Source organism: Agaribacterium sp. ZY112, from assembly GCF_041346925.1.
GTDB lineage: Bacteria > Pseudomonadota > Gammaproteobacteria > Pseudomonadales > Cellvibrionaceae > Agaribacterium.
In genome coordinates, this window is sequence record NZ_CP166840.1 from 1,706,517 (window position 1) to 1,733,437 (window position 26,921).

General features: G+C 45.5%; 21 protein-coding genes. 5 read left to right on the top strand and 16 right to left on the bottom strand.

The features are described from left to right. Nucleotides 1-166: 166 nt before the first annotated feature. The 10 genes from AB1S55_RS07470 to AB1S55_RS07515 all read right to left on the bottom strand — a co-directional run bounded on the left by AB1S55_RS07470 (nt 167) and on the right by AB1S55_RS07515 (nt 8,931). Complete coding sequence (locus AB1S55_RS07470; protein ID WP_370981182.1) at nt 167-1,324, bottom strand: lipase family protein; 1,158 nt, start codon at nt 1,322-1,324, stop codon at nt 167-169. 25 nt (nt 1,325-1,349) lie between these two features. Then, a complete protein-coding gene (locus AB1S55_RS07475; RefSeq protein WP_370981183.1) occupies nt 1,350-1,808 on the bottom strand; it encodes a DUF6795 domain-containing protein in 459 nt (152 codons plus the stop codon). 137 nt (nt 1,809-1,945) lie between these two features. Then, nucleotides 1,946-2,428, bottom strand: a complete 483-nt coding sequence (locus AB1S55_RS07480) for a hypothetical protein (RefSeq protein WP_370981184.1) — start codon at nt 2,426-2,428, stop codon at nt 1,946-1,948. Between the two features lie 25 nt (nt 2,429-2,453). Continuing rightward, complete coding sequence (locus tag AB1S55_RS07485; RefSeq protein WP_370981185.1) at nt 2,454-2,744, bottom strand: PAAR domain-containing protein; 291 nt, start codon at nt 2,742-2,744, stop codon at nt 2,454-2,456. An 11-nt stretch (nt 2,745-2,755) separates the two neighbouring features. Further along, entirely contained in the window at nt 2,756-3,925 is a 1,170-nt protein-coding gene (locus tag AB1S55_RS07490; protein WP_370981186.1) for a lipase family protein, read from the bottom strand. Continuing rightward, a complete protein-coding gene (locus AB1S55_RS07495; RefSeq protein ID WP_370981187.1) occupies nt 3,926-4,414 on the bottom strand; it encodes a DUF6795 domain-containing protein in 489 nt (162 codons plus the stop codon). Between the two features lie 4 nt (nt 4,415-4,418). Further along, the gene (locus AB1S55_RS07500) at nt 4,419-4,994 is read right to left on the bottom strand and encodes a hypothetical protein (protein ID WP_370981188.1); all 576 of its coding nucleotides are present in this window, start codon (nt 4,992-4,994) and stop codon (nt 4,419-4,421) included. A gap of 39 nt (nt 4,995-5,033) precedes the next feature. Continuing rightward, on the bottom strand, nt 5,034-6,974 hold the full coding sequence (locus tag AB1S55_RS07505) for a type VI secretion system Vgr family protein (RefSeq protein ID WP_370981189.1): 1,941 nt from the start codon (nt 6,972-6,974) through the stop codon (nt 5,034-5,036). Nucleotides 6,975-7,138: 164 nt separating this feature from the next. After that, nucleotides 7,139-7,615: an Hcp family type VI secretion system effector gene (locus AB1S55_RS07510; protein WP_370981190.1), complete on the bottom strand. Its 477-nt coding sequence runs from the start codon at nt 7,613-7,615 to the stop codon at nt 7,139-7,141. A gap of 608 nt (nt 7,616-8,223) precedes the next feature. Further along, on the bottom strand, nt 8,224-8,931 hold the full coding sequence (locus AB1S55_RS07515) for a transposase (RefSeq protein ID WP_370981191.1): 708 nt from the start codon (nt 8,929-8,931) through the stop codon (nt 8,224-8,226). A gap of 221 nt (nt 8,932-9,152) precedes the next feature. On the opposite strand from AB1S55_RS07515, the gene AB1S55_RS07520 reads away from it, so the two are divergent. From AB1S55_RS07520 to AB1S55_RS07540, 5 genes are read left to right on the top strand one after another with little or no spacing between them, the layout of a single operon-like run. Further along, nucleotides 9,153-10,028: a Stp1/IreP family PP2C-type Ser/Thr phosphatase gene (locus tag AB1S55_RS07520; RefSeq protein WP_370981192.1), complete on the top strand. Its 876-nt coding sequence runs from the start codon at nt 9,153-9,155 to the stop codon at nt 10,026-10,028. Between the two features lie 53 nt (nt 10,029-10,081). Then, nucleotides 10,082-13,411: a DUF6531 domain-containing protein gene (locus AB1S55_RS07525; protein WP_370981193.1), complete on the top strand. Its 3,330-nt coding sequence runs from the start codon at nt 10,082-10,084 to the stop codon at nt 13,409-13,411. Nucleotides 13,412-13,413: 2 nt separating this feature from the next. Next, on the top strand, nt 13,414-14,931 hold the full coding sequence (locus AB1S55_RS07530) for a type VI secretion system contractile sheath domain-containing protein (protein WP_370981194.1): 1,518 nt from the start codon (nt 13,414-13,416) through the stop codon (nt 14,929-14,931). Between the two features lie 7 nt (nt 14,932-14,938). Beyond that, nucleotides 14,939-15,730, top strand: a complete 792-nt coding sequence (locus AB1S55_RS07535; RefSeq protein ID WP_370981195.1) for a transglutaminase-like cysteine peptidase — start codon at nt 14,939-14,941, stop codon at nt 15,728-15,730. Between the two features lie 27 nt (nt 15,731-15,757). Then, nucleotides 15,758-17,644, top strand: a complete 1,887-nt coding sequence (locus AB1S55_RS07540) for a LapD/MoxY N-terminal periplasmic domain-containing protein (protein WP_370981196.1) — start codon at nt 15,758-15,760, stop codon at nt 17,642-17,644. A gap of 61 nt (nt 17,645-17,705) precedes the next feature. Here the strand turns inward: AB1S55_RS07540 and tagF are convergent, their stop codons facing one another. The 6 genes from tagF to tagH form a co-directional block, all read right to left on the bottom strand. Then, nucleotides 17,706-18,377: a type VI secretion system-associated protein TagF gene (tagF, locus tag AB1S55_RS07545; RefSeq protein WP_370981197.1), complete on the bottom strand. Its 672-nt coding sequence runs from the start codon at nt 18,375-18,377 to the stop codon at nt 17,706-17,708. Between the two features lie 11 nt (nt 18,378-18,388). Further along, on the bottom strand, nt 18,389-21,928 hold the full coding sequence (gene tssM, locus AB1S55_RS07550) for a type VI secretion system membrane subunit TssM (RefSeq protein WP_370981198.1): 3,540 nt from the start codon (nt 21,926-21,928) through the stop codon (nt 18,389-18,391). 69 nt (nt 21,929-21,997) lie between these two features. Further along, nucleotides 21,998-22,927 (bottom strand): type IVB secretion system protein IcmH/DotU, encoded by a 930-nt coding sequence (icmH, locus tag AB1S55_RS07555; RefSeq protein WP_370981199.1) that lies wholly within the window; start codon nt 22,925-22,927, stop codon nt 21,998-22,000. Between the two features lie 4 nt (nt 22,928-22,931). Next, nucleotides 22,932-24,266, bottom strand: a complete 1,335-nt coding sequence (gene tssK / locus AB1S55_RS07560) for a type VI secretion system baseplate subunit TssK (protein ID WP_370981200.1) — start codon at nt 24,264-24,266, stop codon at nt 22,932-22,934. A 66-nt stretch (nt 24,267-24,332) separates the two neighbouring features. Then, entirely contained in the window at nt 24,333-24,938 is a 606-nt protein-coding gene (gene tssJ / locus AB1S55_RS07565; protein WP_370981201.1) for a type VI secretion system lipoprotein TssJ, read from the bottom strand. A 47-nt stretch (nt 24,939-24,985) separates the two neighbouring features. Beyond that, nucleotides 24,986-26,833, bottom strand: coding sequence for a type VI secretion system-associated FHA domain protein TagH (gene tagH, locus AB1S55_RS07570; RefSeq protein ID WP_370981202.1), 1,848 nt, complete (start codon nt 26,831-26,833; stop codon nt 24,986-24,988). Between the last annotated feature and the right edge of the window lie 88 nt (nt 26,834-26,921).

A 26,921-nucleotide genomic window follows, 5' to 3' on the forward strand; every position in this document is an offset into this window, starting at 1 on the left:
AATTTCTAAGCCTGAATAGCCAGTGTAATGCTTTTTGTTGTGCCTCCCTTTTTTGAAGGCCACTTTATACCCTTGCAGTTATTATTAGTTTACAGCTGTAAGGGTATAAATATTGAGCACTAAGCACTGCGCTTATCACTCTGGTTTTTAAAGTCAGAGTAAATTACTAAGACTCCAGACCACGGCCAGCTTGCCTAACCAACTCAGACACTGCGTGATGCATTCGTATAAAAATGCTTCTTATAAATGAGTAGGTGATGTTTACGCCTTCAACAATCTTGATTCCCAGAATTGTAGCCATACGAATAATAAGGCGTGTAACCCAAAAAGAGGCTTCTTTAACTAAATCAGCGGCTTTGTGGACGACATAAGCAAGACGATCCAAAATCGTAAATATTGTACTTCCACCTAAAACTACAGCTATACCTGAAAGGTTGATGGCTTTCTCTACCACCCATAATAAAGCGGCACCGGCAACTTCGGCGGTATTTAAACAGAATGACAGAGGGCCGTCAGACTTTAACCAAGCTTCAATAGAGGCATCTAGCATTTTCTGAGGTCTAGAGCCTGCAAGCTTATCCCAGCTATCTCTTTTTTCTACCGAGTCTATGTAGTTAGCCATTAAATGAGGCTGCCAAAATGCTAGTTGGGCATTTGATGGCAGTAAGAAGTCACCTCTTCCTGAGCTGGGTACATGCACAAATGGCCAAGTAGGGACCATAGCGACAGGGTCTGTTTTATGATGAACGCGGTAAAGATTATTGTCGCCTATTCGTGTTTTTGCCTTATTTGAAAAAAACTCTAATCCAACTCTAGGGCTGCCAAATGTATATAGTTTAACTGTGCGCCCAGTAGATGACTTAAGCCAGTCAGCGGTAAGTGTTGCTAATGCACCGCCTAAGCTGTGACCAACACAATGGATTGTGTGAATGTTTTTCGATGGTGTAGGTATATCATCTGCATATGTGTTGAAGGTATCTTGGAAGCCTTGGTGAACTTTTCCTCCCGTTCTAGATGCCTTAATGCCCGCGTTTAAATCTGTTAGGGCATCCATTAGGCTCGCCGTACCTTTTATAGCAAAAATAGCTTGGTTTTGATAAATAGTATCTTTTAGTCCTTCGGCATATAGCCCCATCATATGAGAGGTTTTTAGTACGATGCCGCCCGTTTTACCGCTTAAACCTTTATCGCTTAAAGACGCGTTGTCACCAAGATCAAGCAAGTTTTTATATTTAAAATAAAATAACTTGCGTGTTTTTTCATTCTTTATATCGTAGATATTTGAGGCTAATCCAGCTGCAAACTCAGGGCTTAATTCAGTCATATGATAGTCCTTTGAATTATAAGTGTTACCAATTGCAATTTGTTAGTAGTAGTGTTTTGAATTCTTCGTGCAGAACTGGTTCATTTGAAAGCTCGCAAGTTAATACTAATGCTTGACCGCCAAGCTCTGAGTTTTCGTCAGGTCTTCTCTTGGAGTTTAACCATATTTCAACTTCTTTCCCTTGATAAAATACAGTAAGGGATTGAGCAACAACAAATTCAACTGGTAGTAAACTTGTAAGAGAGCGCTGATAGACAGCTTCGAGATGGATTTCACCGTTGTCATTGAGGGTGAATTCATCGCTTACTTCTTTTTGCCAAGAAATATAGCGTGTTAACTTAGCACCTGAAGCAGGTTTTCCATCCTGGGTGACTTTTAACTTTACCTCAGAAAATACGCATGACTTTCCGGCATCAAATAACGACATTGCAGCTCCAAAGCTTGAAATTAAAATTAAAACAAAAAAAACGATAACTTGTTTCATGGTTATCCAATTTATACAGTTACTGACCAGTTTAGTCGGCTATGTATGTGGTTGTCTTTATAAGCAAACTAAGTATTCGCTAGATTATTGTGTAGCTTGCCGCTTTAACTTTCTCGTTACCTTAGGCGACAATTAACTCAAGGGTGGCCAGACTTAATGCTTTTGACTTGTTGCTTGGTTAGACTTAGCTCGATATTTGATCTTTCTAAATATTGCTTAGATTTTACTCCGAAGAGCTTAAAGTTAAGCTTAATATGTGCAGAGTCATTATTAATCAATACTGATAAGGCAATTGAAGTTTCATTATTTGGGCTTAATGCATAGTGGTCAGTTGCAGAAAGGCAGGTTAAGTCTAAATTTTTTTCCCCAAGTTGTGAGGAAATATCTTTATAACCATCTACAAACTTACCAGCGGTTAAGCTCAATCGACACTGGGTCAACTCTTTTGAAGAAAAGATAATTACAGAACCGGTCTCACCATCATCAAATTTGAATGAGTAATCATTTACGCCTGATACAGCGAACTCGTTGTTGTTTGAGGTTGAATTCATTGTGGTACCAGCTCTTGTAAAACTTACAAATACAGTAAAAAATAAGAGAGTGTAGATAACTGATTTCATATGATCATGCTCTACGACTCTTTAGCTAACCTATTAATACAGTCGGGCAGCCCACAACAATCTTACCGCCGTGGGCGGTGGTATCTCCCAAGCGTGCGGCAGGTTTGTTGCTTAGCAAAACGGTAGTGCTACCCATGGCGATGCTGTCTGGTGGTCCTACACAAACGCAGCTGCTACCAAGTGTTGCGGCTGGCATATTGGCTATAAGAACAGTAGGGGCACCTGGCGACACAATAGGTCCGCCAACATGGGGTACGGTGCCTGTCACCATTGGGCAGACATGCATGTCGGTTATTCTTGAAGCGGGCATTCCCATAGTGATTTCCTCTATTTTCCTATGCCGTAAATAGCTTTACGAGCAACTTCAGTTGTTTTTTGCATAAGCCGGTATATGACATTTCGAATTAAGACGATGGTCATCTCTTTAATATTTTTGACCACGGCCATGCCAAGTGCCTGCATCATTTTTGCGATCAAGCGAAAGAGCCATACAGAGCCATCCCAAGTCGGAAATTTTATATCTTTAATTTTGGATAGTAGATACGCGAGCTTATCTGCCAGGCTCATGAAACCAATCAAGGGCAGTTGAAGCGCATGAAAAATGCCACTTCCCGCTTTTTTGAATACCCAAATTAGAGCGCTGTTCAGTAGCTGCCAGGTTTTTGCACTTGATGAGTCTATTGGGCTTTTGGATTTTAAAAACTCTTCAATGATTTCATCAAGGGTATGGGTTGGTTGTCTTCTTTTCAGATCTTGCCATGTTAAATCTTTAACCGAGTTACAGTACTCTTTCATATCATGGGCTTGAGCAGACAATATACTCTCGCTAGAGCTAATGTAATGTCCGCTAGACTGAAATGGAGGATGAACAAAAGGGAATAGTGGGATCATTGGCACAGGATCGGTTGCTTTGAAAACTCTTTTTATATTTCTCTCTCCAATGCTACGTGTAAAATGAGAAGAGAAAAACATCATTGCGGGCTTCGGGGCGCCAAATGTATACAGTTTTACTTCCTGTGTTTTTCTAATTGACTGAACCCAGTCGGCAGCGATAGTGGCTATAGCTCCGCCTAGGCTATGACCTATGCAATGAATATTGCCTGTACGACTATTGTTCTGATTCAGAAAGGTTAAGATATCCGACTTCATGCTTTTAAATATGTTGTTAAAACCAACATGTACAGCAAATCCTGTTTCGGAAATCTCAGTACCTATTTTAAAGTTGCTGACCCAGTCGGCACTGTTGTTTGCCGTAGTAGATCCACGAAAAATAATAAAAATATCGTTGGAATAATCGCCTGAACCAAGAGCGCACACACCAAAGCCATCAGTGGCACTTCTAATAATATGTCCGCCGACTTTAGCGGTAAGCTTTTTTTTGTCAGCGTTTTTTGTTGAAAACTCTGGCCTTAAAAGAAAGCCTTTTAAGTCTATGTCATCTTGTACGGCATAAACTTCATCAGCAAATTGGGAGGAAAGCTTAGGGTTTAACTCCATTTACCTATGCTCCTTTAATTCTCTCCAGTGACAAATGGTCATAAGTCCGCCTCGCGGGGTTTCAACTCTTCGAAGCTCATCTGTCAGGTTACAAGTTAAATCGATGGGGCTGCCGCCAAGCTCAGAGTGTATGTCTGTGTCCATCTTTCCAAAATTCCATATTAAATATTCTTCATCTTTGTATTGGACAAAAATCCGTTGGCTTGCGAGAAATTGGTTTAAGGGCGTTAACTCAAGCTCCTCTCTTACTAGTGGTAGTTTGAAGTGCCCATGACTATCAGCTTTAAATTTTTCTTCTGAATACTCCTCGCCTTGTAACTTAATTATCCTAGTGATCTCTGCGCCAGAAGCAGGAGAACCATTTAATAAAACATGCCCCTCTAGAGGAGAAAAAAGTACGGCATCAACTATTTTTGTACCTAAAAGTTTCACGTCAGCCTCGCAAGCAGAGATAGAAAAAGTTAAAAGAAGTACTAGAAGTATTTTCATTCCTCTAGACCTGACCATTACCACCGCGAGCTAGATCCAAACCTTGGGCGATAAAATATTTGTAATTTTCTTCGAGCTTTTCTGGGTCGATTAGGGCTGCGGCTAAGCTAACGCAGCCAGCGACGGCGTGGGCGAATAGGTATTCAGGTGGTGGAACTTCTGGCTCGCCTTCGGGGGTCATACTTCCGGTACACCAAGCTGCAGCGGTTGCAGCCCAACTTGCGGCGGTTTTACTCTTGGTGAGTTCTCCGAGTTCTTTGCAGCGAAGGCGGTTGTCTTCAGAGGGCTTTTTGGCCCAAGCTTCGGCCGCGAGCAGTGCGTTGATGTTGGCTTCGTCTGTTTCTGGGGTCTGAGCTTTACGGGCCGCTAAACAGGCCCACCACACGGCTTCACGCTTGGGCAGGCCGTGTGCGAGAAGTTTGACTGAGTCGTGAAAAAAACCGGCGTCACGTAAACGTTCTATGCTGATTTGAGGCGCTGTATCAAGAATGACGACATCCTCAGAGCCCTCATCAGTCAATTCGAAGTGATTGAGTAGTTCTTCAGCGGTTAGAGCTTGAATTTTTACCAGATCCGTCATGGCTTTATGTAACTCTCTATTTCTTTAAGTGCGTATGCTTTAGTTGATCTTGGTGATGCCGCCTTTTACGGTCATCATGCCGCCTGCAGATACTTCGCCCATGGCGCTGGCTTTAGCTTTAACCATGGTGCCTTTAATCTGCACGCCGCTGGCATCTAGTTTAATGCTGCTGCCACCTACTTTAAGCTCGATCGAGGTCTTGGAGCTGATCTTAATGGCTTTCATTGCGTCGATTGTGCAAGAGCCTTTACCTATTTTTAGGCTGTGGTTGCCAGAGTCTACTTTGACGGTTTGGTTTCCTTTGGAAACCGTAACATTTTGATTACCTTTGCTGACGGTATAGCTTTGGTTGCCTTTGGCGATGGTGGTTTCTTCATTGCCATCTGTAACGGTAATCGAACGATTGTTTTTGACTTCTAGAGTCTGATCGTTTTCAACCTTGCCAGTTTGATCGTTATGGATGATCCAGTTGTGATCTTTACCGGCCTCCATATAGATTTCTTCTTCGCCTTTTTTATCGTCAAAGCGGTATTCATTAAACTTGCTGCCATCAAGCTCGGTTTTCCAGCCGCTTTGAGTGCTGGTGTAGTTTGGCCCTTCGTTGGTGCCGTTGTAGACAGCACCCGTAACCAGTGGGCGATCAGGGTCGCCATTGATGTAACTGATAACCACTTCTTGGCCCACGCGCGGAACGAAGTTTGCTCCCCAGCCTTTACCTGCAAACTGCTGTACAACGCGTACCCAGCATGAGTTTTGGGCGCTATTCCAAGGGAATTTTACTTTGACTTGAGTGTAGGGGTCTTTTGAGCTAGATGCTGCTGTGGCTTTTACTTCGAGCACAGTCGCTACTTGCGGCGAGTGAATTTTCTTGGCAAAGCCCGATGGTGCTGGGCGCAATACCACACTGCTAGGAACACAGCTAAAGCGGTTGCTAAAGTAGCTGTCTTGATCGTTGCGGTCGCGCGCGACGATATGCACATGGGTCAGTAGATATTTCCCTTTTTCTGAACTCAGTGGGTGGTCAATCTCAAAGCGTCCGCCTGCAGCGAGTACGGTGACATCACTGGTGCCTTTGGCAATATCAAAACCAGCTTCTTCAGCTTCCATTGAGTATTCATTAAGCCCCTTATTGTAGGAGTCTTTAAATTTGTGTTTGTGCTCTGCGTCGATTTCAAAGTTATAAAGACCATATTGACGGTGTTTATAGCTCGATACGCTATTGAGGGGTGAGTTTGTTTTTACCTCTTGCTTGTTATCTTTGGTGGTGGTGAATTCGCTGTAATCTTTAAATTCAAAACCACCGGTATGGTAGTTAAAGCTGCGCTGCCAAGAGTGGATTGTGTCTTTGGTTGGTTGGCTGCCACCGCCATCGTATTCGATTTTATCTGTTTCGGCGTCGAAGTAGTCTTGGGCATCATCGGCTAAGACAAGCTCATGTTTGCCGTCGGCATGTTTAAAGTAATAGCTAATGCCTTCTTCGGCCATAAGGCGGTTAACGAAGTCGAAGTCTGATTCGTCAAATTGCACACAATACTCACGAGGTAAATACGTTGCTGAGAGTTTTAGTTGCAGGCTGATTACTTTTGAGTATTCGCCGAGAACTTCGGTGATGATGTCTTTGGCGCTTTTTTCATGGAAGACTCGATTATTGGAGCCTAAAGTTGCAAACCAAAAACCTGGTACGATCTCGGCGCGATAACGGCGTAGGCCGTTGCCATCGACATCAAGCATGGCCAAATGCGTGACATAACCGTTGATAAAACGAGGTTTGTCTTCACCGCTGTTTAAGAGTTTGACGGTTAGGTCTTTACCGACAAGGTCTTTTTGGTCGACAGTATGATTGTCTGAGTAGAGTTCCAGCTCAAAGCGGAATAGATCGGATACGTACTCATCACCGCTGACTTCGGATGCGATAAAGGCGTCCTTTCCCAGTGGAGTGTCGATATGAATCAGTCGTTTATCTTGGTTGAGTATAGACATGGCCTTGTCGCTATTTCCTGAGTGGTTAGCAATACTTTAACAGAGGGGTAGTTGCTTGGCTGAGCTGTCGGTAACAGTTCAGCCAAAAAACCAAAAAGGGCCGAAGCCCCCACAGCCTAAGCTGTGGGCACTCGGCCCTCTTATAAGAAACCGAGAACGGAAACTTATAATGGCTTAGCTGTAGTAAGGTCGTAACCAACCTTCATGTTCTTAGTATTCTTATTCGTCTTATCAGCGTGAGTAAGATCAGCTTCAATCTTAGCGAAGCTAAGAGAGATAGACTCGTGTGGAGCACCACCAGAAGAAGCGCTAACGCTGTAAGAAGAGATCATTACTTCTTCTAGAGTGAATACTGCGTATTTCTCTACTTGTGAAGCACCAGTTTGAACAACGTGGATTTCAACTTTAACACCGGCATCACCAGTTACAGAGTTCTTGAACAAACCACCAGAAGCAGCGTCAAGAGGCTTAGTTACGGTAACTTCGCTGATGCTAGGACGAGTAGCTTCACGGTTAGACATTGCGCCAGCTTCCATAGTGATGGCACGGCCTACGCCGAAGTTCATGCTGTCAACTTCGATCCAGTTTTCGTAACCAGCAGCAGTAACGTTACCAGCAGGAGAGTTTGCGTTAAAGTTCATGTAGATAGCCATCGATCGAATTCCTCTTTCTATGGTCTTGGTTAAATTCAGGGTTTTATTTTTTTCCCTTATCGACGGATATGCCGTTAAAGAAAACCTTGCCCTTGGCAATTGCGATGAATTAAAGCAGAGTTTTTTTACTCTGAAAACCCCTGTTTTTAAGGCTTTTAATCGACTCTGGCACCATTTAATTTTTTGACTCTGGTACGAATTTAAATAAGCAAACTTGACTCTGGCACGAATAAAAAGCCTAGCCTGTCGTGCAAATTAGCAGAGTGCTTAAATTTGGCCCTGTAAGCCATAGGGCTGAATATTATTTAGTCAGTGATTTGTTTTGACTCTGACACCAATTAATTTTTATGAGGTTTTGACTCTGACACGCTTTTTTGAATTGTGGGTCGACTCTGACACCAATTAGGATCAAAAAAATTTCAAAAACTTTAAAAAAGTGAGATGGATGTCGCGTTTTTCCGCGTCTTGCTCCGAGTAGGCGGTGAGTTTTAGGATAGGAATGCGTAGGAAAATTAAATAAGCCAAGATCGATATCACTTGGCTTGAGCTTCATTTTATGTGATTTGAGTAGAGCAAGGCTTGTACTTTATTAGGAGTTAGTCGCTGGAATCGTTCGCTTCTTTTTTGCTTGGCCGACCACGCTTAAGTGGGCGAACCCGTTGATTGGCAATTTTCTCAATCTTGTCTTTAAAGGCGTCGCCACCTAAGACTTGTCCGAGTTTGACTGTTTCTGCAATGTATTCAATCAAGCGAGAGTCAAAGTCAAAGCGGAATAAACGGCTGTACTCTTGGCCGCGCTCCACATCGCTTTCACCTAGGGCATTATAAAGTCGGTGGTCTTTAATAAGTTCGCTATCAGCTTTGCAGGTGTGGTAGTTAAAGCTAGACCATTGATAGTCTTCAGGGCTATCTGCTAAGCCTAAGTACATGGGTTTGAGCTCAACATAGCGGTAGCATGTAAGTAAATAGGCGTCTGAATCAATCAGGCTGGATTTGTATCGACCTCCCCAGAGGGTGCCTGAGCGCTTATAGCGGTGGTTTACGTATTGCACATAACGCCTGCCAAGGGATTGCATCATGGATGAGATGCCCTGGGTCATTTTGGGGGTGGCAATAATTTGAATCATATTAGGCAGCAAGACATAGGCATGCACGTGCACCTGATATTGTTCAGAGGCTTTGTGTAGGCACTGCAAGTAAAATTCATAATCTTCGTCGTCGAAGAAACAGGCCAGATTGTTATGGCCTACTTGAACAATATGCTGTGGTATATCGGCAATATTAATGCGCGGCAATCGAGCCATAACTGCTTATTCTTATTCCCTAATATCGTTTCATCGACCCTAGATGCGGGCTGCGATCCTGCAGAGTCGGCAATTATGCGTAAGTGTGCTGTCGATTTCAATTTTTACCTCAACCCTATTCTACAGCGGCTATTAATGCTTTAATCGTGATTCTATACAATCGGGTTTGGTATAGCCTGAAAGATTGTCTGCTTTATAGACAAAAAATAACGGATTTAATAATGAATGAAATGGGTAGCATCCGTCTCGCGGTCAATGGCCGAACTGATATTGGCCAAGTAAGGGATGAAAACGAAGACAGCATTCGTTGGTTTGCTCATCCTACGTTGCCGTTTTCTTATACGGTTATCGCAGATGGAATGGGCGGTTATACCGGTGGCGCGTTAGCTAGCAAGATTGCCGTAGATACTTTAGGTCAACAGCTCGAGACTTTAATGAACCCTACGTTTCTATCGTGTACGCCTGATCAACAGGAACTGATGATTAAGGCATTACTCCTCGATACAGTTAAACAAGCGAATCAAGCCATATTAAATGCCAAGTTGGCTAATCCCCAGTTTGCCCATATGGGGACAACCCTGGTGTTAGCTTTGGTTTGGCAAGATCAGGTCACTATTGCCCATTTGGGGGATTCTCGCGCATACCTTTGGGATTCACAGGGGCTGGTACAACTGACGAAAGATCACAGTGTTGTGCAAGATATGATTGACTCGGGCGCTCTGACCGAAGATCAGGCTCGTACGAGTGATGTCAGAAACCACATTACTCGTGCTTTGGGGGTCATGCCTGATGTTGAGCCTAGCATCAATAATTATCAGCTTACAGGTAATGCCTTATTGATGCTTTGTAGTGATGGTTTAACAGAGTATCTAGATAATAGTGAGCTCGAGTTCGTGCTTGCTACGCATAGGCCTGCACTAGAGTGTTGTTTTCGTTTTATTGACGATGCTAACCAGCAAGGCGGTAAAGATAATATTAGTGTAGGTATTATCGAATACACGGTTGGGGCTCAAGCCTCAGTAAATCATTTCCCTCCTCCAGTGAGCTCAAGTGAGCCTTCGGATGATATTACGGTACGTAAAGAGCGTAACCCCTAATGCTGACGCACTAGAAAAGAAATATAAGAATGCTGACGCTATAGAGATCTAAGATGTTGACAAAGGAAAGTCTGAATCGCTCTGACGACAAGCCGAACGAGCCTGCTGGGGCAGTGCTTGTTAGCCCTGGCTGGCATATCAGTGCTAAACATTTACAGAAGAAGGTTCAGCAGCAACTTAAGCTACCTTCACTGCCGCTACCTTCCGTTGCAAGGCCGTGCTTTTCTAAAGTTTTAGAAGGGCATGCTCTGGCCAAGCTTGATGAGCATCCAACTCTGCCTATTTCGATAGTTTCGGGTGAGTTGGTTTTTCAGGTAACGGATTTCACATTGCCTGGCCCGATTGCCTTTGCCTGGCGGCGTGTTTATCGCAGCAGTCTTCTTTCTGGCACTGGGCATGGTCCTGGTTGGGTTACACCCTTAAGTGAGCGCTTACATATTAGTGCTGGCACCGTTATTTTAACGACGAGTTCCGGCCGTTTAATAGAGTTTAAAAACCCCACTATTGGCTCGAGCTGCCAGCACCGTCAGGAGAAAATGCTGCTAACACGCCAAGCGGAACATAGCTACCTTTTATCAACCATTGGCTGTGATGATTTTCGCCTGTTTCGTGCTGATGGCGTGAGTGATTACTTACCCCTAGTTGAATTTAGGGATGGTTTTAATAACAGTATTAGTGTGGATTATAAGCGCGGCCAAGTGCAGAAGCTGGTCTCGAGCTGGGGGCGCAGTATTCATTTTGAACATACTGATAGCGGCCAAATTAAATCGATTCACTCTCATGACCTTGTTTCCGATACTAACCCTCAAGGCTTGTTGGCGCACTATGGTTATAGTGAAGCGGGGGCTTTGGTTGAGGCGACTGATTTTAGCCGCAGTGGTGAGTGTTATGCCTACGAGGCTGGTTTTTTGGTATCTAGAGATACACAAGTTGGCCAGAGTTGGCACTACAGTATTGAGTCAGACTCCGTTCCTGCGCGCTATTTTCAAGCCGAGTGCGCTCAGACGGGTGAAATCTACCAGCTTAAATGGCGATATAAGCAGTTAAAAACAGAGCTAAGGCGTGGTTGTGATGCTCTGTGGACTTATCAGCTCGATAATCAAGGACAAATTCGCCAAGTGAGTTTACCGGATGGCAGCGTTATTCGCCGTTTATTCGATAGCTATGGCAACTTATGTTGTGAATCCAATGGTGAGGGCCAAGCGTTTTATTTTCGCTATAACCGCAGTGGCCAAGTTACCCGCATGACGGACAGTTTAAATCGCACTACACGTATCCGTTATGATGACAAAGGCCGCCCTAATTTAATTACCGATGCATTAAACAATCACTGGCAAAGGCGTTATGGTTCTGCTGGTGAGTTGTTAGAGGTTCGTAGCCCTAAGGCTTCGGTGTGGCAGTTCAGTTATAGCGCTAAAGGTCAGTTGGAGTGCGTGCTTGACCCAGAAGAGGCCAAAACGCAATTTCAGTGGGATAGCCAATTCAATTTAACTCAGTTGATTGATGCTGAGAATAACAGTACGCGTTTTGAATACGATCATTGGCAAAGGCTTGAGCGTGTACTTGATGCGTGTGGTATGGAGCAGAGCTTTACTTACGATGCTCGGGGCTTGTTGGCTCAAATTACCCAAGCAGATTTACCTGTTATTAAACTGCAATACAGTCAAGTTGGTTTGGTGACAGAGCTTGCCAAGGGCGAGCAACACCGTGCTCAGTATCATTATCAGCACGGTTTGTTAGTTGCGCTAGAAGACTCGCGGTGCGGTCATGCTGAGTTTAAATATGACAAGCAGCTTCGCCTTATAGAGGCTCTAAACTCAACGGGCTTACGCTTTAGTACCAGCTATCATCCTTGCGGTTACGTTGCTGAACAAAATGATTTTTATGGTCGTCATTATCGCTTTGAATATAACAAAGCCGGTCAATTGATTGAATACCGAGACCCAGAGGTGATTACAAGCCTTGATCGTGACCAAGCAGGCCAGCTAACAAGGGCGAGTAATAATAGTGGTGATGCTTGTGACTACCACTACGATCCTATAGGCCGAATTATTGCGGCGAATAACCGTGAAGCATTAATTCGTTATCAATATGACAGCGAAGGCCAGTTACTTAGTGAGCATGTAGACGATCAGGAGTTTGGTAGCCATTCTTTTGAGCACCAGTACGATGTCTGTGGTCGTCGTATCAAAACCATTACCGATGAGATTTTTCTGCAATACCATTACAGCCCTGCCGGTCGTTTCTTTGGTGTGGATCTAAATGGTGAAACCGTTCTACGCCGAGCTTACGACGCCTGTGGCCGAGTGCTTGAACAGACGCAGCTTGAGCTGCAGTCTCAGTTTGCTTATAGCGATTTGGGCCAGTTAGTTGCTCAGTCAGTGATAAAAACGGGTGTGGCTGAGCCGATTATCGAGCGCAAATATGAATACGATGTAAAAGGGCGCTTGTCTGTTATGGACGACAAAGTGTTTGGTCCTTGTCAGTTCAGTTATAACGAACAGGACAAGCTCATAGCGTGTGATGGTACGTTTGCAGAGCAGCTAAGTTACAACGAACAAGGTCTGCTTAATCGAGTGGCTGAATCGGCGCTATCTTATTCGCCTTTTCAGTTGCTTGAGCAGTTGGGTGACATGAGCCTCAAGGCTGATAAACGCGGCAATCTTGTCTTTCGATCTGCAGGAAAAACGAGTCCTAACTCAGTGACTTATAACTATACCGGCTGGAACCAGTTGTCGAGCATTGAAAACGGTGACTTTAAGACTTTCTACCGTTATGACGCACTGGGAAGACGTTTGTCTAAAGTCGTAACGCATTTAAAAACCAAACAAAAGAAAAAGGGCTCGTTTCGCCATAATGGCCAACAGCTGTGGTCGGATATTCAGTTAACTCCAAAGGGACAGCGTGTTCAAAATTATGTCCTAGCCCCGCAAAATGCCGAACTGCTTGCAGTTGTTCGCGATGGTGAGTTATTCGCTATGCACCAAGACGGGCGCGGTTATGTCTGTGAGCTGACTAATGCCAAAGCTGAACTGGTTTGGAAAAATCAGGCTCGTCTACTTGGTGGGGTAAATCGTTTTCATGAGAAGCCTCAGGTATCCAATCCTGTTCGCTCAGCCGGTTTATATACGGATAGTGAATCGGGCTTAAACTATGTTTGGCAAGATGGCCATCACGCTTATCGTGAGCCCTTATCTCATACTTCTTTGAGTGCGCCTATTCAAACACGTCTAGGCCCTGTTTCACTGTGGGCTGCACCTAGTATGGAGCTTCGCCAAGATGCGTATGAAGCCGTTAATTTGAATGATTTAAGGCATTTAAAAGATCAAAACTGCGCCATTGCGGCACTTCTGACTGATTATTTACATTTCTCTAAGGACTAACTATGCCACGCGCCACCATGCAAACATCCGGTGCTGTTTTTAGTGATGGGCAAGACCATCCAATCCGCCCTAAAGCAACTCTGACCAAGCCCTTACGTGTTGCGATATTAGGTGACTTCTCAGGCCGTAGTAGTCGTGGTATATCGGAGCCCGAGACAATAGCAAAGCGCAGGGCCTATACGCTGAATAAAGATAATTTTGAGCGTACTTTTGAAGACCTTGGCGTTCAGTTGAAGGTACCGGTGATGGATGAGCCTCTTTCGCTGATGGAGTTTGATGATCTTCACCCAGACTACCTCTATAGCCGTGTACCTCTATTCAAGCAGTTTATCGAGCTCAATAAGCAGCTGTTAACACCGAGCAAGTTTGATCAAGCGGCTGATGAAATCAAGCAGTGGGTGAATTTTCAGGCACAGCAATTTACGTCAACAGGCGCTGATACTGATGCTGAAGAAGGCCAGCTAATGCTTGATGCGATTTTATCTTCAAGTAACTATCAAGCTCAGTATGCCAGCTCTCCACAAGGGCAAATCGATCAGCTGATCAAAGACATCGTTGCACCGTTTGTGGCTCCTACGGCTGACCCTCGTCAGGCGGATATGTTGAAGGCTGTGACGGAGGCGACGAATGATGCAATGAGAAAAATCATGCATCAGAGTGATTTTCAGCAAATTGAAGCAAGTTGGCGTAGTTTACATATGTTGATGCGTCGTTTAGATAGTCACCCAGAGCTTTATATCGACATCATTGATATCACTAAAGCTGAGCTATTGGCAGATCTTGCGGCTGCTGGTGAAGATTTAGAGCAGGCTCAGATTTTTAAACGTTTGGTATCCTCGCAAACGTCGAGTGGCAACATGCCTTACAACCTAGTGCTTGGTGACTTTTTTATTGAGGATCGTGTTGAGGATGTGGCGCTTTTGATCGATATGGCGACCATTGCCCAAGCCGTAGACGGCTGTTTTGTCAGTGGCGGTAGCACTAAGCTTGCTGGTTGTCCAAGTGTCGCTGGTTCTGCAGACCCGGACGATTGGTACTATCCTATTGATGATGAGTTTCAGTCGGCTTGGCAGGCTTTAAGGGCGTTTGATGCAAGTGAACACCTTTGTTTAGCCGCCCCGCGTTTCTTATTGCGCCTGCCTTTTGGTGCGAAGACGGCCTCTACAGATTGCTTTGAGTTTGAAGAGTTGCCAGAAACAAAAGGGCATAAATATTACTTGTGGGGCAACAGTGCCTATTTGGTGACTCTGCAGTTATGTCAGAGCTACTTGGATTTCGGCAGTCACTTTAATCCGGATCACAATCCTAAAGTGTCTGACCTTCCGCTCCATGTGTATAAAGAGTACGGCAGCCAACAGATAAAACCTTGTGCGGAAAATTTATTAACCGACTCAGGTATTGGCGTGTTAGCTCAAGCGGGTTTAACGGCCGTACGTTCGGTTCAAAATAGTGATGCTGTATTGATCAATCAATTTAAATCAGTGTCCGAATCAGGGCTTTTGAGAGGCCCTTGGAGTTAGGTCTATTTTGTTTGGCGCGAGCCCTGAAAAACGACAGGCCCAAAGTGCGGATGCAGGGCTTAAGAGCGCTTTTCAGGGTTTGCTCGAACCTCAGCAGCATTTCTATCAATACAGACGCGTATATCGGTTACAAAAAGTTAAAGCTGTCTTCTTGGCTATTCTTATATCTGCGTTTAGCTCTTGGGCTAATAGTCCCGCTGTTAAAGCCGATTTTGCCTATATTCTTAATTTGCCCCAAGTGAAAAGCTCACCCAAGGTGTCCAATGTGCACTCTTGGCAAGACTTCTTGGCATCGACCCTACAAAAAACAGAAATAGACAGTGTGCGTTCGGTTAATCACTTTTTTAACGACATGCTGGAGTTTAATGCCGACCTTGCCATTTGGAAGCAAAGTGATTTCTGGGCAAGCCCTGTTGATAGTCTTATTGTTGGTCAAGCAGACTGTGAAGACTACGCCATTGGTAAATACATCAGCTTATTGGCAATGGGGGTGGAGGAAAGCAAGCTGCGCTTTGTTTATGTTAAAGCGACGCGGCCTAATGGAAAAGCTCCGCAAGCGCACATGGTGCTTGCTTATTATCCTAGCCCAAGTGCATCGCCCTTTATTTTAGATAACCTTAACCCAACGTTATTGCCTGCTTCTAAAAGACCAGATTTAAGGCCTGTATTTAGTTTTAATGGTGATAGCTTATGGTTAAGGGCTGGCAGTAGTTCATCTGAATCACAATCTAAAAATAACCTATCGTTGTGGAGAGAATTATTGCAGCGCTTACAGCGCCAAGGAATTACTTTAATTTAATTAATGGCTTAATTTAGTAAAGGATCTATGAAATTAATTACCAAACTTTGGATTGCTATTGCTGTTATTACAGCAATAGCTTTTGTCGGCAGCTTTAGCATTATGGCCCGTTCAAGCCAAGTGGCCTTGATCGAGCAACTCAGTAAACAAAATAGCGACAATAGCCAATCTTTAGCTTTAAGTTTAAGCCAGGTAGCGGGCGACCCTGTGCAAATGGAGCTGCAAATATCCTCGCAGTTTGATACTGGGCATTATGCTTATATTCGATTGCTCTCACCGGAAGGTAAGGAGCTTTATAGTAAAGCGGGTACAGCTGTAGAAAGAGGCTCCTTGTTAAGCCGCTTGTTGCCTATTGTTCCCCAGCTTGGTCGAGCACAGGTAAGTAATGGTTGGCAGCAATTAGGGAGTCTTGAACTTCAAGTGCAAACGCAGTTTGCCTATAGAGCATTAAAAGCAACACTAGTGATGATGGTTTTTTATTTTGTTGTTTTTGCCATTTTTTTGGGGCTATTAGGGCGTTTATTCTTAAGCCGAATTAATCAAACGCTTAGTCAGGTAGTTGAACAAGCCGATGCCTTGGGTCAGTGGCGCTTTATCTCATTACCTGTCCCCAAAATTATCGAATTTAAGCGCTTAGTTGAAGCGATGAATGCACTGAGTTTACGCTTAAAAGAGCAACTCGATAGCGATAGCTCGCGCTTGGCCTTACATAAGGCTGAATTGGAAAATGATGCTTTAACAGGTGCGCTGGAGCGTGAGGCTTTTATCCGTGAGCTATCCAGCCGACACGCTCGACAGAACGACCTTTCTCAAGGGCTTCTGCTTATTATTCGGGCTCATAATTTAATGGCGCTTAATCGTCATTTTGGGCGAGCTAAGGTTGACCTTAAATTACAAGGCTTGGTTGAATTAATTCGCACGGATAACGAGTTAACTATTACAGTTGGCCGTTTAAATGGTTCTGACTTTTCATTGCTGATTGAGTTAAGTGATGATCTTGAGCAAGAGCTAGACAGTTTATTTAATCGCTTGAATAACCATTATTGCGCTGACTTACCCGCAGGCCTTAGCCATTTGTCGGCAGGTTATACCTACTTTGGTAATATGAATCAGGCACAGCAAGTGCTTACATGGGCTGATGAGGCTCTTGCTAAAGCTGAGGCTACTTCAAATAGTCTTATTCTTTCCAGTGGGCGCACCTTGCCGAGTCTTGAGCAAGACAAAGATTGGCAGAGCAGATTCAGCCGCCGCTCGTTAGAGGTTCAAGATTTACAGCCTTGTTTGCGAGAGTTAAGGTTAAGCAATAAATTGGGGCGTTTAAACAAGCTTCAGTTTCAGCTGGATCTTGAAGCCGAACAGGCTATTAGCTCCGGCCGTTACTTGCCTTGGTTTCGACATCAGGGGCGCATGTTGGAGTTTGATCTTTGCCAGCTCGAGAGCGCCTTATTGCAGGCTTCAAAAAATGACTTTAATGGCGTCTTAGCCATAACACTGAATACACATCACTATGAAGTTCAGCAGCTTTGCTTGGCTTGTGAGGCTCTGTTTGAACGATACTCTGTGCCGCTTGATAAACTTTGTGTGATGTTCCCTGAACAGTGCTTAAGCGCTTCTCTAGTTGAGTTAGCCGATGTAATGAGTTTATTTAAACAAGCTGGATTTTATATTGGTGTCGAACATATACATCACCAGCTAGGTTCGTTAGCGCAGCTGTATCAACTTGGTTTGGATCTAATCAGTATCGATTATTCTTTGCTTCATGGCGTGAGTGAGTCTGCGCGTCAGCAAATTTTAGTGCAAGGTATCGTCAATATGGCCAATACCTTAGGGGCGGCTGTGATCGCTGATGGCGAGCACAGCGAGAAAGAGTGGCAGTACCTAGAGAGTTTAGGTGTTCAGGGGCAAACTATTTAATTAAAAAGGCCACAGCGTGCTGCTGTGGCCTTTCAAAACGATAGCCTTGTACTTTTATTCTTTAAGGTCTTTGCCAATTCCCTTCAAGCATGGCTGCGTACTGGGTGGGTTCGGGTAAGCTTGGGCTGGCCAAGGTCGCTGCAGGCATGTTGGCTGAGCCTTTACAGGCCCAAAGGCTATAGCTACTTAAGCTTGCAAAACACGAGTGCAATAGCTGTGGGTAGCTGTTGGCAATATCGCCATTTCCAAAAGCTACACGAGCTTGATTTATCAGTGGTGGTGTTGCGGGTGTTTGGCTTATTTGGCGTTGCACTTGCGTTGATGCTTTTAGTGACTCCATGAGCTGGTCTGCTTGAAATTGGCTTTGTAGAGCGCCAAGTGCCGATTCTTCAAGGCTTGTAAACCAGTCATCATTATTAGCCATAAACTCAAATAAGTTGCTGTTGCTTTCTAGAGTTGAGGCAATGGTTAAAGGAAAGTAGCGTCCGACACTGTCAACGCTGGGGACGAGTATACCTGCCCATGCGCTTTGATCGATGACGCCAGGGCTACTGGCAAAGCGCCAAATAGGGCTGGTTAAATAAATATCTAACCAGCTATCGGCGAGTATTTCTTGCGAGCTTGAAACCGCTCGCTGTAGCCATTCGTCCCACACATCTAAAAAGCTGCGGGGACATTGCCTATCGATAAAGTCCCCGTGAGCTGGGATTTTTCCAAAAATACCTAGGGTCATAGTACTTAGCCTTACAAGCCTTGAGGGCAACGGTAGTTACGTAATAAACCGAGGTCAAATGGGTTCACACTGCTGCTGGCATATAGCTTGAATTCGGCAGAGCGACCATTTTCATTAAAGACAACTTTACGAACATTATTGTTGTTGGTGTTGCTCAATTGTGAATTATCTAATAGACGTAACCAAGCCCAATCACCTTCGTATTGGCGACGGTTCATGGTTTCATTTAAATCTTCAAAGATAATGCGAACACGGTTGTCTTCGCCGCCTGTCCAAGTGACATTTTTCTGGGTTCGTGGGCCGTGGGAATAAGGCACTCGTGTTTCACCCACTTCCAGCGCAAATAATCTCACACTCGAATCTAGCTTGGTTGGTTCTATGCGGAATTTGATCGCTACTCCGTCGCCAACACTAAAATAGGCACTACGAATATTGGTGGCTCTACGTAATTGAGTCAGTGTTGATTGCTTAATAGGTAGGCTTTGGCCTTCAAATGATTTTACTTTCCAGCGACGTGTATCCATAAATGGCTTCAGGTAAGCAGAAACAAAGGCTTGTTCAATACCACCGGCTTTAAAGTAGTCATTAAATGCCATCACAGGGGTCTCGGTATCACGACCGGCTGTCATCGGATAACGGTTATATAAATTACTTTGGTAGTTTGCATAGACCTGATCACGCCAAGCGGCATCGACGTGGCGCTTGGTTTTGGCCATAACCAGCCCCCAAGTATTATCCGCTAAGTCTGTCAGCCAGTCTTTCACTACGTCGGGTGCGTTGATGCTTTTAATGCGCAGTTGTTTAATGGCGTCACCACCGGCACCAGAGAAACGCGCTTTAGCCGATTTAAAAGCGGCTTCGTTGGCATTGGGCGCACTGTCTATTTCTGTCAGATATTCATGCAGGGTTTGAATGCTGCTTAAATAGTCTTGAAGCTGAGCTGGGCGACCTTGTACGCTGGTGACCATGCGCTGAATATCTTGGAAGCGAAGATCAACCACGTTCGGTTGAAAGTGCTCACCCATTGCCGAGCTAGCTGCATCAGCAAGTGCACCAGCCGCTTTACGCGTGGTACTGCTAACTGGTGCACGTACACCACTGGTATTTACGTTTAAATTAACTTGTGGCGTTAGCTGGGTGTTATTAGCGGTTAATTCGCTCACTGCTAATAGAGGCGAATAAATCGGGTCAGATAATTGCTGCAATAAATTCAGTGCTTGTGAGGTGCTCGTAAACTTCACAACAGTGAAACTATCGATAAAGTCTTGCCAGCGCTTGGCGTACTCATTTAAATAAATTTGCTCAATTTCTTTACTGAGTTTTTCTCTGTCGGCTTCGGAGAAGTCTTCGCCGGTCATGTCGTCACCGTAAATCCAGCGGTCTTTAGCCATTTGCTCCATTAAGTCAGAGTTGGCGCTAAAGTCGGTTTCTTTATAGCCAGCCTTTGTGAATAGGTAGGGCATAGAGAAGACGGGTGAGTTTTCGGCAAGGCCAAAGGCTTGACGCATGTCGCCGCCAATTTCATTGTAAAGGTCGACGATTTGGGCGTTATTACCCGAGCTTTTTAGTTGCGTATATAGACGCTGAGCCACAGGAATACGACGCAACTGCTGGCGAGCGCGAGATACGACACGTTCATTAGGCTCAATGGCTTGAGTAAATGGCTGCTGGAATAAGTTATCCAAATGCATTAACAGTTGCTCTTGCTCACTTGCTCGGCCTGGTAGTTCATCTTGCCAGCGAGTTTGAGCGTAAGAACGAATCATTTGATAATCGAGTTTTTGCTCGTCAAACAACATTAAATACATTTTAAAAATGGGTAATAAGGCGGCATCTTTAACGGTGAGGGTATTTAGGTGTTGCTCGATGGTACTAATTAATGAAGGCAAGAAAACCGTATTAAGTTTATCTCGGTAAAGTTGGTCGCTGGCTATATCAACACGACCATCGTAAAGGCCTAAGTTGTTAAGTAGAGGGTGATCTTCTTGGTCGTAAACAAGGCTGGCTTGATGTAGAGGGTTGAGCACAGTTAATACTTCAGCAGGGTTTGAGCTGTTGGTATTAAAGGCTTGCTCGGCCAGCATAAATTCAGTCAGGTTGTCATCGACATCACTCATAAATATTTTATTTTGCGCAACACTGCCGCTCCATAAAAGAATGCTGCCGACTAAGGCGCTGGCAAAACCAGCAAAGGCAATACGGCGGAACCAAATGGTGGCGCGTTCGATCTTTCTGTTTACCCCAACAAGTTCGGACTCAGGAAAGATAACGTCTTTTAATAAGCGCGAGATAAAGAAACTCTTACCGCTGTTGTGCTGTTGCTTGCCCATATCTCGTTCAAGGCCAAAATTGGCACTTACTTGAGCCATCATGCGATCGATAGGGCTACCTTCTTGGGTGGCACTACTAAAATAAACGCCGCGTACCATTGGCACGGTGTCGTAGCGATTGGGCTTAAAGGTTTGGTTTACAAAGTCGGTAATAATGTCGGCAAGGCCTTCCATGCGCGCAGGAAAGCTTTGCAGTACAGAGCGTTTTTCAATATTGCGCTCTTGGTGAACACGCCAAAGCAGGCGCTGATTTAAGCGTTCGACTAATTGATCAAACTCGGCGGCAAAACTGTCAATGTCGGCCCCAGCTTGCGGGCTGCTTTCAGTTGGGAAGCTAACGCCCCAGACTTGCTCGCGTTCAGCTTGTGACAAGTTTGCAAAAAACTCGCTAAAACCTGCAACCAAATCACATTTGGTAAAGTTTAAATAAATAGGAAAGCGAATACCCAGCTCTTTTTGTAATTCGTTGATACGGGTACGCAAGGTTTTGGCTTGGTGTAAACGCTGCTCTGCGGTTTGTACCATTAAATCTTGTAAACTAATGGCGATAATGGCCCCGTTAATTGGGCGGCGACGGCGGTATTTCTTTAATAGGCTTAAAAAGGCATTCCAAGCGGAGTTATCGATAACACGGTGGCTGTCTTGGGTTGTATAGCGTCCGGCGGTATCAATCAGTACCGCGTCATTGGTGAACCACCAATCGCAGTTACGTGTGCCGCCAACACCACCGAGCGCTTCTTTACCGTGGCTTTGCGCAAGTGGAAATTCTAGACCTGAATTAACTAGAGCTGTGGTTTTACCTGAGCCCGGTGGGCCAATAATAATGTACCAAGGTAATTGATAGAGGCTTTTGCTGCCGCCACGTGCTTTAAAGCGAGATTTTTTAAGTGTGCTCATTGCCTCGCGAAAACGTTGGCTAATAGCAGCTAGTTCTTCTTTACTGCGCTCTTCATCGGGGTTGCTTGCTTCTTGGGCTTCTTCTAAATCTTTTAATAGCTCGCGATTTTGTTTGCGCTCAACCAGCCATTGACTTAAGTTCCAAGTCAGCCAAATTGCCCAGATAACACCGATGATAATGCCTCGGGTTAATTCGCTGAGAGTTGTATTGTCGGCACCAAATTTAATATAACCAGCACCAAACCAAATTAGCAGTGATAAGGCGCTTAGGCCTATCACTCCAAGGACCCACTTGTTGGTGAAAAACTCAAGCAGTCGCTTCATGTAAATCTCCGTAATGCCGAAACCTCGGCATAATCAATTCTGTTGTGTGGCCAAAGGCCCGCGTACTTTTTAGTAAAAGCGTTTGATTTCAGTTTTGGTGTCTGCAGGGCTTTCGACAGCTTCAACACTTTGCTCTTGCGCGACGGGTTCGGATATTTGTTCCGAAATCTTTTCGGCCATAGGGCTGGTGGCGTCGTATAGCCAATAGCGGAAGCCGGAATAGCTCAGTACCAAAATTGCTAGTACAACACTGGCAAATACCCACATCGGTATGTAATTCATCATGCTGCTATTGGGGTCGACACTACCTTGCCAGTGAGGAGATAGGTCGGGTTCACGACTGGGCCTGTGGTTCTCAATCGTTTGATAAAGGTTGTCGCGTATTTGTTCGAGTTGCTCATGTCCGCGCTGCTCTAAGCGATATTTACCTTCAAAGCCTAGGCTTAAGCACAAATAGAAGAGTTCAAGAATATCTAGGTGAGATCCCGGTGTTTCAAGCATGCGCTGAAGAATGACAAAACACTTCTCACCGCCAAAGGTTTCTTGGTGAAAAAGGCTCAACAATGAGTGTTGGCTCCAACCGCTAGCGGTTCCCCACGGGGTATTTAAGACAACCTCATCAATAACTGCGCATAAAAGGTAGCGTGCAGTAACAACGGTTTCAGGGGCTGCGCCAGAATTTTTGGCTTTTGACTCAAAGGCTTTTAATTCATCGGTTAAGCGCTTATGTAGGTCGGGTACGTTGCCGTGGTTCAGCGTGGTACGCAACTTAATAACCACCGTAAGTACAGTAGCAGCAGAATTGACCAAGGGGTTGAGGCCGCGGCGCAGTGCAATTTGCTCTTGTGCCTGAAACATAGCCGCAGGTGTTGGTTGTGCTTGCTGTGGTGGCGGAGTTGCACCAGAGCGAGCTCCACCAGGTGTCGGAATCATAACCGTGCGATCGGCGCCGGTTGGTGCTGGGGGAGGCGTAAAGCCGCCGTTATTTTGATTGCTCATAATATCAGTTCCTTATCGCCCAGAGTTCCATATTTAAGCCTGGGAACTCGGCGCCTAGGTGCACAGCGAAACCGCCCGAGCGCTGCATGGCTGTCCACAAATCGCCACTGCGATCAATTTCAAAGTAAGTAAAACCTGCGTGATACGGAATTTGTCTTGGTGCGACAGGCAGTGCACGCATTTGTAGGCCTGGCATTTGTGTGGAGATCAAGTCTCGAATAGTTTCTACCGGTGCAATCTTGGCTTGTGTTGGGAAGCGGCTGCGCAATAGGTCATTTTGAATATCGGCTTTAACGGCAATAACAAAACTTGCGCTCTTTGTGAGTGACGGATCGGTAATCGGTGCCACATGAATACCGTATTTGCGTTCAACCAGCTCAAGCGAGGTAGCTGACTGCTCAAGTACCATACTTAAGGATTGACGTAGGGAGTTAAATAAACCGGCATAAGTTTGCTGCAGGTTTTCATGCAAATACGGTGGGATTTCTGCCGGTCGTTTATTGCTGCTCGTAAAGGTGGCTAGCTCGCCAGATAATTGCAGTAGTTCTGAATACAGCGTTAGTGGGTGCACGCTCGACAAATTGGCCAAGTGGTGAATCATAGGCTCAACGCGGTTGATCACTTGCAGCAGCATATAATCAGCAATTTCTGCTGAACCTGAACGGCCGGAATCACTTAAGCGATGGCTTAAGGCTTCACCGCGTTGCTGCATTAGCCCTTTAACTTCTTCTATATAGGCTCTAATTTCAGAGTTGGCTTCACAGTGTAATACCGGTGGTATGTAGGTGTTGTCTAATTGCACTGGCTTGTCAGGTTGGCGCTCGAAAATGCGCGCGATACCGATTGTGGCGTAGCCGCTTAAATCCTCTGAGCCTAGTTTTAAGCAAGCGCGTAATTTACCTATTTGAATACGTGCGGACTCTCCAGAAGCGGAAGCACTGTTGCGCGCATCAAAGTTATAAGTTTGATAGCGAGCTTGTGGGAAATCTTCCTGATCGCGTACGGATTCTTGTGAGCCTGGGCGCTTTAAAGGAATACATAGGTAGATAATTTCATCGCGGGTGTTTTCCGGAACATCCAGCACATCTGGTAAGTTTTCAGACTCTGGCGCTAAGAGTGGTGTGCCATCGGGGAAAACTGCCTTAATGTTCGAGATGGAAATCTTTCCAAGCGACAGTGGTTCACTGTCTATGGCCAACTCTTGAATCCCCCAGTGGTAGCGGCCTAAAGAGCCTGTACGCGCTTCGACTAGGCGTTCGATAAAACGGTCTTGTTGTTGGAAGTGCTGAGGGCGCAAAAACATACCCTCAGTCCAGATAACCTTATTGTTGGATGACATGAAAAGTCCTTGTGTCATTGCCGAGGCTGGCCCCGGCTAGAATGCGATAAAAAGTTGGATTTGTTATTAAAAGCTATCGAGTTCTTTTTCTACGGTGCTCTTGTCTTTTTGGGCTTTGCGAGCATCGTCCATATCTAGGCCAGAGTCGTCATCACTTTTATCGCTAGAAGATGTTTGGCTGGTTTTTTTCATTGGGTAGTCACCGGAGAGCATGTCGGTGCGATCTAAGGTGACATCAAAGCTGTTTTTCTTGTGATCAGTAATCGGTAATAAAACAATTGCGTCGGCATCTTGGTAGCGTACAAATTCAGCCAGTAAACCAATGTACTTAACATCGGTACTCAACTCTAGGGTTTCTGTGCGTAGTTCACCCGGTGCCAACTCTTTAAGAATGATGGTGTCGATAAGGTCTTTACCTAAGCGATCATCCGCGTTTTCGTAGAGATTGAGGAAATCTTCACGGCTAAACTGGCGGCTATCAGTCAGTTTAAAGACACGTACAACCACAGGCGAGGGGCGGCCATCATCATCGGGGTTGATGTTTTCCAGAGCTTTGAAATTAATCTCTGCACTGGTATCAAACTTTAGGGTTCTGCGTGTGGTTTGACAGGCTACTAGAGAGGCGATAACAGTCACAATAATGAAGTATTTAAACAGTCGTGAAAAAGTCATAGGGTATCCTTAGGTTTATTATTCGTGCGTTCCTAAACTCACGCGCGCTATTTACTGAGCGCGCGAGCGTTTTTCAATTCTGAAAGTTGTTGTTCGTAGGTAACAGCAAACTCTTCACCAAACAATTTGTTGTAGGTGGTTTCGCTATCGCGGATCATGCTTTCGTAGTATTTTTCGTAAGCTTCCCAGTTTTTGGCTTTTTTACTAGCAAGCAAACCAGAGCCCGCATTGATATAGCGCTCAAGGTTAGTTGGCTTAAAGTGCTTAAACATTGCGTCATACGCTGCACGCATACCACTGAGTACTGCCACTTGGTGATCTGACAAGTCATCAAAGCTGTCTTGCACTGCATCCTGAGGGCGCATAAAAGCTGCTTGATCAGGGCTAAACATAGCACGTAAGGCATCTTCAGCGGTTACAGAGAATTTAAGCGGGTTATTATCTGCTGTTTGGATGACGGTTCGTTGAACGCGTAACTCATTTTTAATGGCAGAGCGAGCTCGTAATAAGTCAATTAAGCGGTTGGTCGTCTCTTTGATGATGCCAGCTGCTTCCGGAACCAGTTGTTGCAACTGCTGAGCTTGCATCTGATCAAGCCCTAGTAAGGCTGCGAGTTGGGCGCTGTCGGTGCCAGCGGCTGCCATAGCTGTAGTTGCTTGGTTTGGCATTTGAGCTGCGGCAGGCTGTTGCTGCATAGCTGCCGCTTGCACGGCCGGATTAGGTGCTTGCTGGGCAGGAGTCTGCTGAGCTTGCCCCCATTCAGGTTCAACCCCCGCTTGTGGCGGTGGGCTTAAAGGCTGTGCGAACTGGCCTGCCGGATCAGCTGGGGCGCCTGGCATGCCCAATGCGCTATCTACATTTGCCTGCTGAACTCCAGCGCTAGATGCTGCAAACGGATTAGCCTCTGGTGTCGCCATCGGTTGGGCAGCTTGTGGTGCTGGTGTTACAGGTGCTGCCGGAGCAAAAGCCGGTGCTGCAGGGGCTGTGCCGGGGTGGGCCCCTGGGCTGGGTGTCGGAGGTACTTGAGCCGCAGGTTGAGGAATAACCGGTGCTGGTGTGGGTTCAACCGGAGCCTGTGGCTTGGGGATATCCATCATGTGCTGATTCGCTGGCGAGTGATCGGTACCACTGCCTTCTTTCCACCAATCATCATCGTCAGCCCAGCCAGCTGTCTGGCTTGGTTGAATACCGGCTGCTTGATCCATGGCTGCAAGTGGGTCACTGCTGGCGGGGCTTTGTTGGTCACCACCAAAAGCGGCGAGTGGATCTGAGGAAAACGAATCCGCCGGTGCAGGGCTTTGCTGAAAGCCAGTCAGAGGGTCGGCACTCGGGGCCTGAGGCGCAGCACTGGCAAGAGGGTCCGCAGAAGGTGTCACCGAGCCCCAGTCATTATTAGAGCTTGCCGGAGCTTGAGCCGAGGGTGCGGCGGGATCTAGCCAGCTATCAAGCTCTTGTGCTTCGGATGCAGCTTGCTGTTTAGCCGCTAAGACAGGGCTAAAGGTCGTGCGATCAGAGCTGTCGAGAAAATCAACTTCCCCCAAACCTTTAGGGAGGCCATCATCTGCTTTAGCGGGCGTTTTCAGTGTCACCTTAAGTTGATAATCGCCGCAGCCAATGATGTCACCATCAGCGAGGGGGTGATTTTTACCAGGCCCTAAAGGGTCACTAGCATCATTAACGTATGTACCATTTGTGCTGGTGTCAGCCAATAAAAACTGACCGCCTTGAAATTGAATCGCTGTATGTTTTGATGAAACAACCCGCTCGGCATCGGGCAGTACCCAGTCATTACCGTCGGCGCGGCCAATGGTGCCACCCGCAGCTTTAAAGACTTTGGTGTGATTCAGCATGTTGGCGCCGCTAGGGTCTTTGATTACCGTAAGAATTAAATCCATTTCATTACCAATGTTGTAACCGATAGGGACAGGCCCAGTTGGGCACCATTCTAGCCAGTCTTTTGCGCTTTAGTAAGGGGGTAAAGAG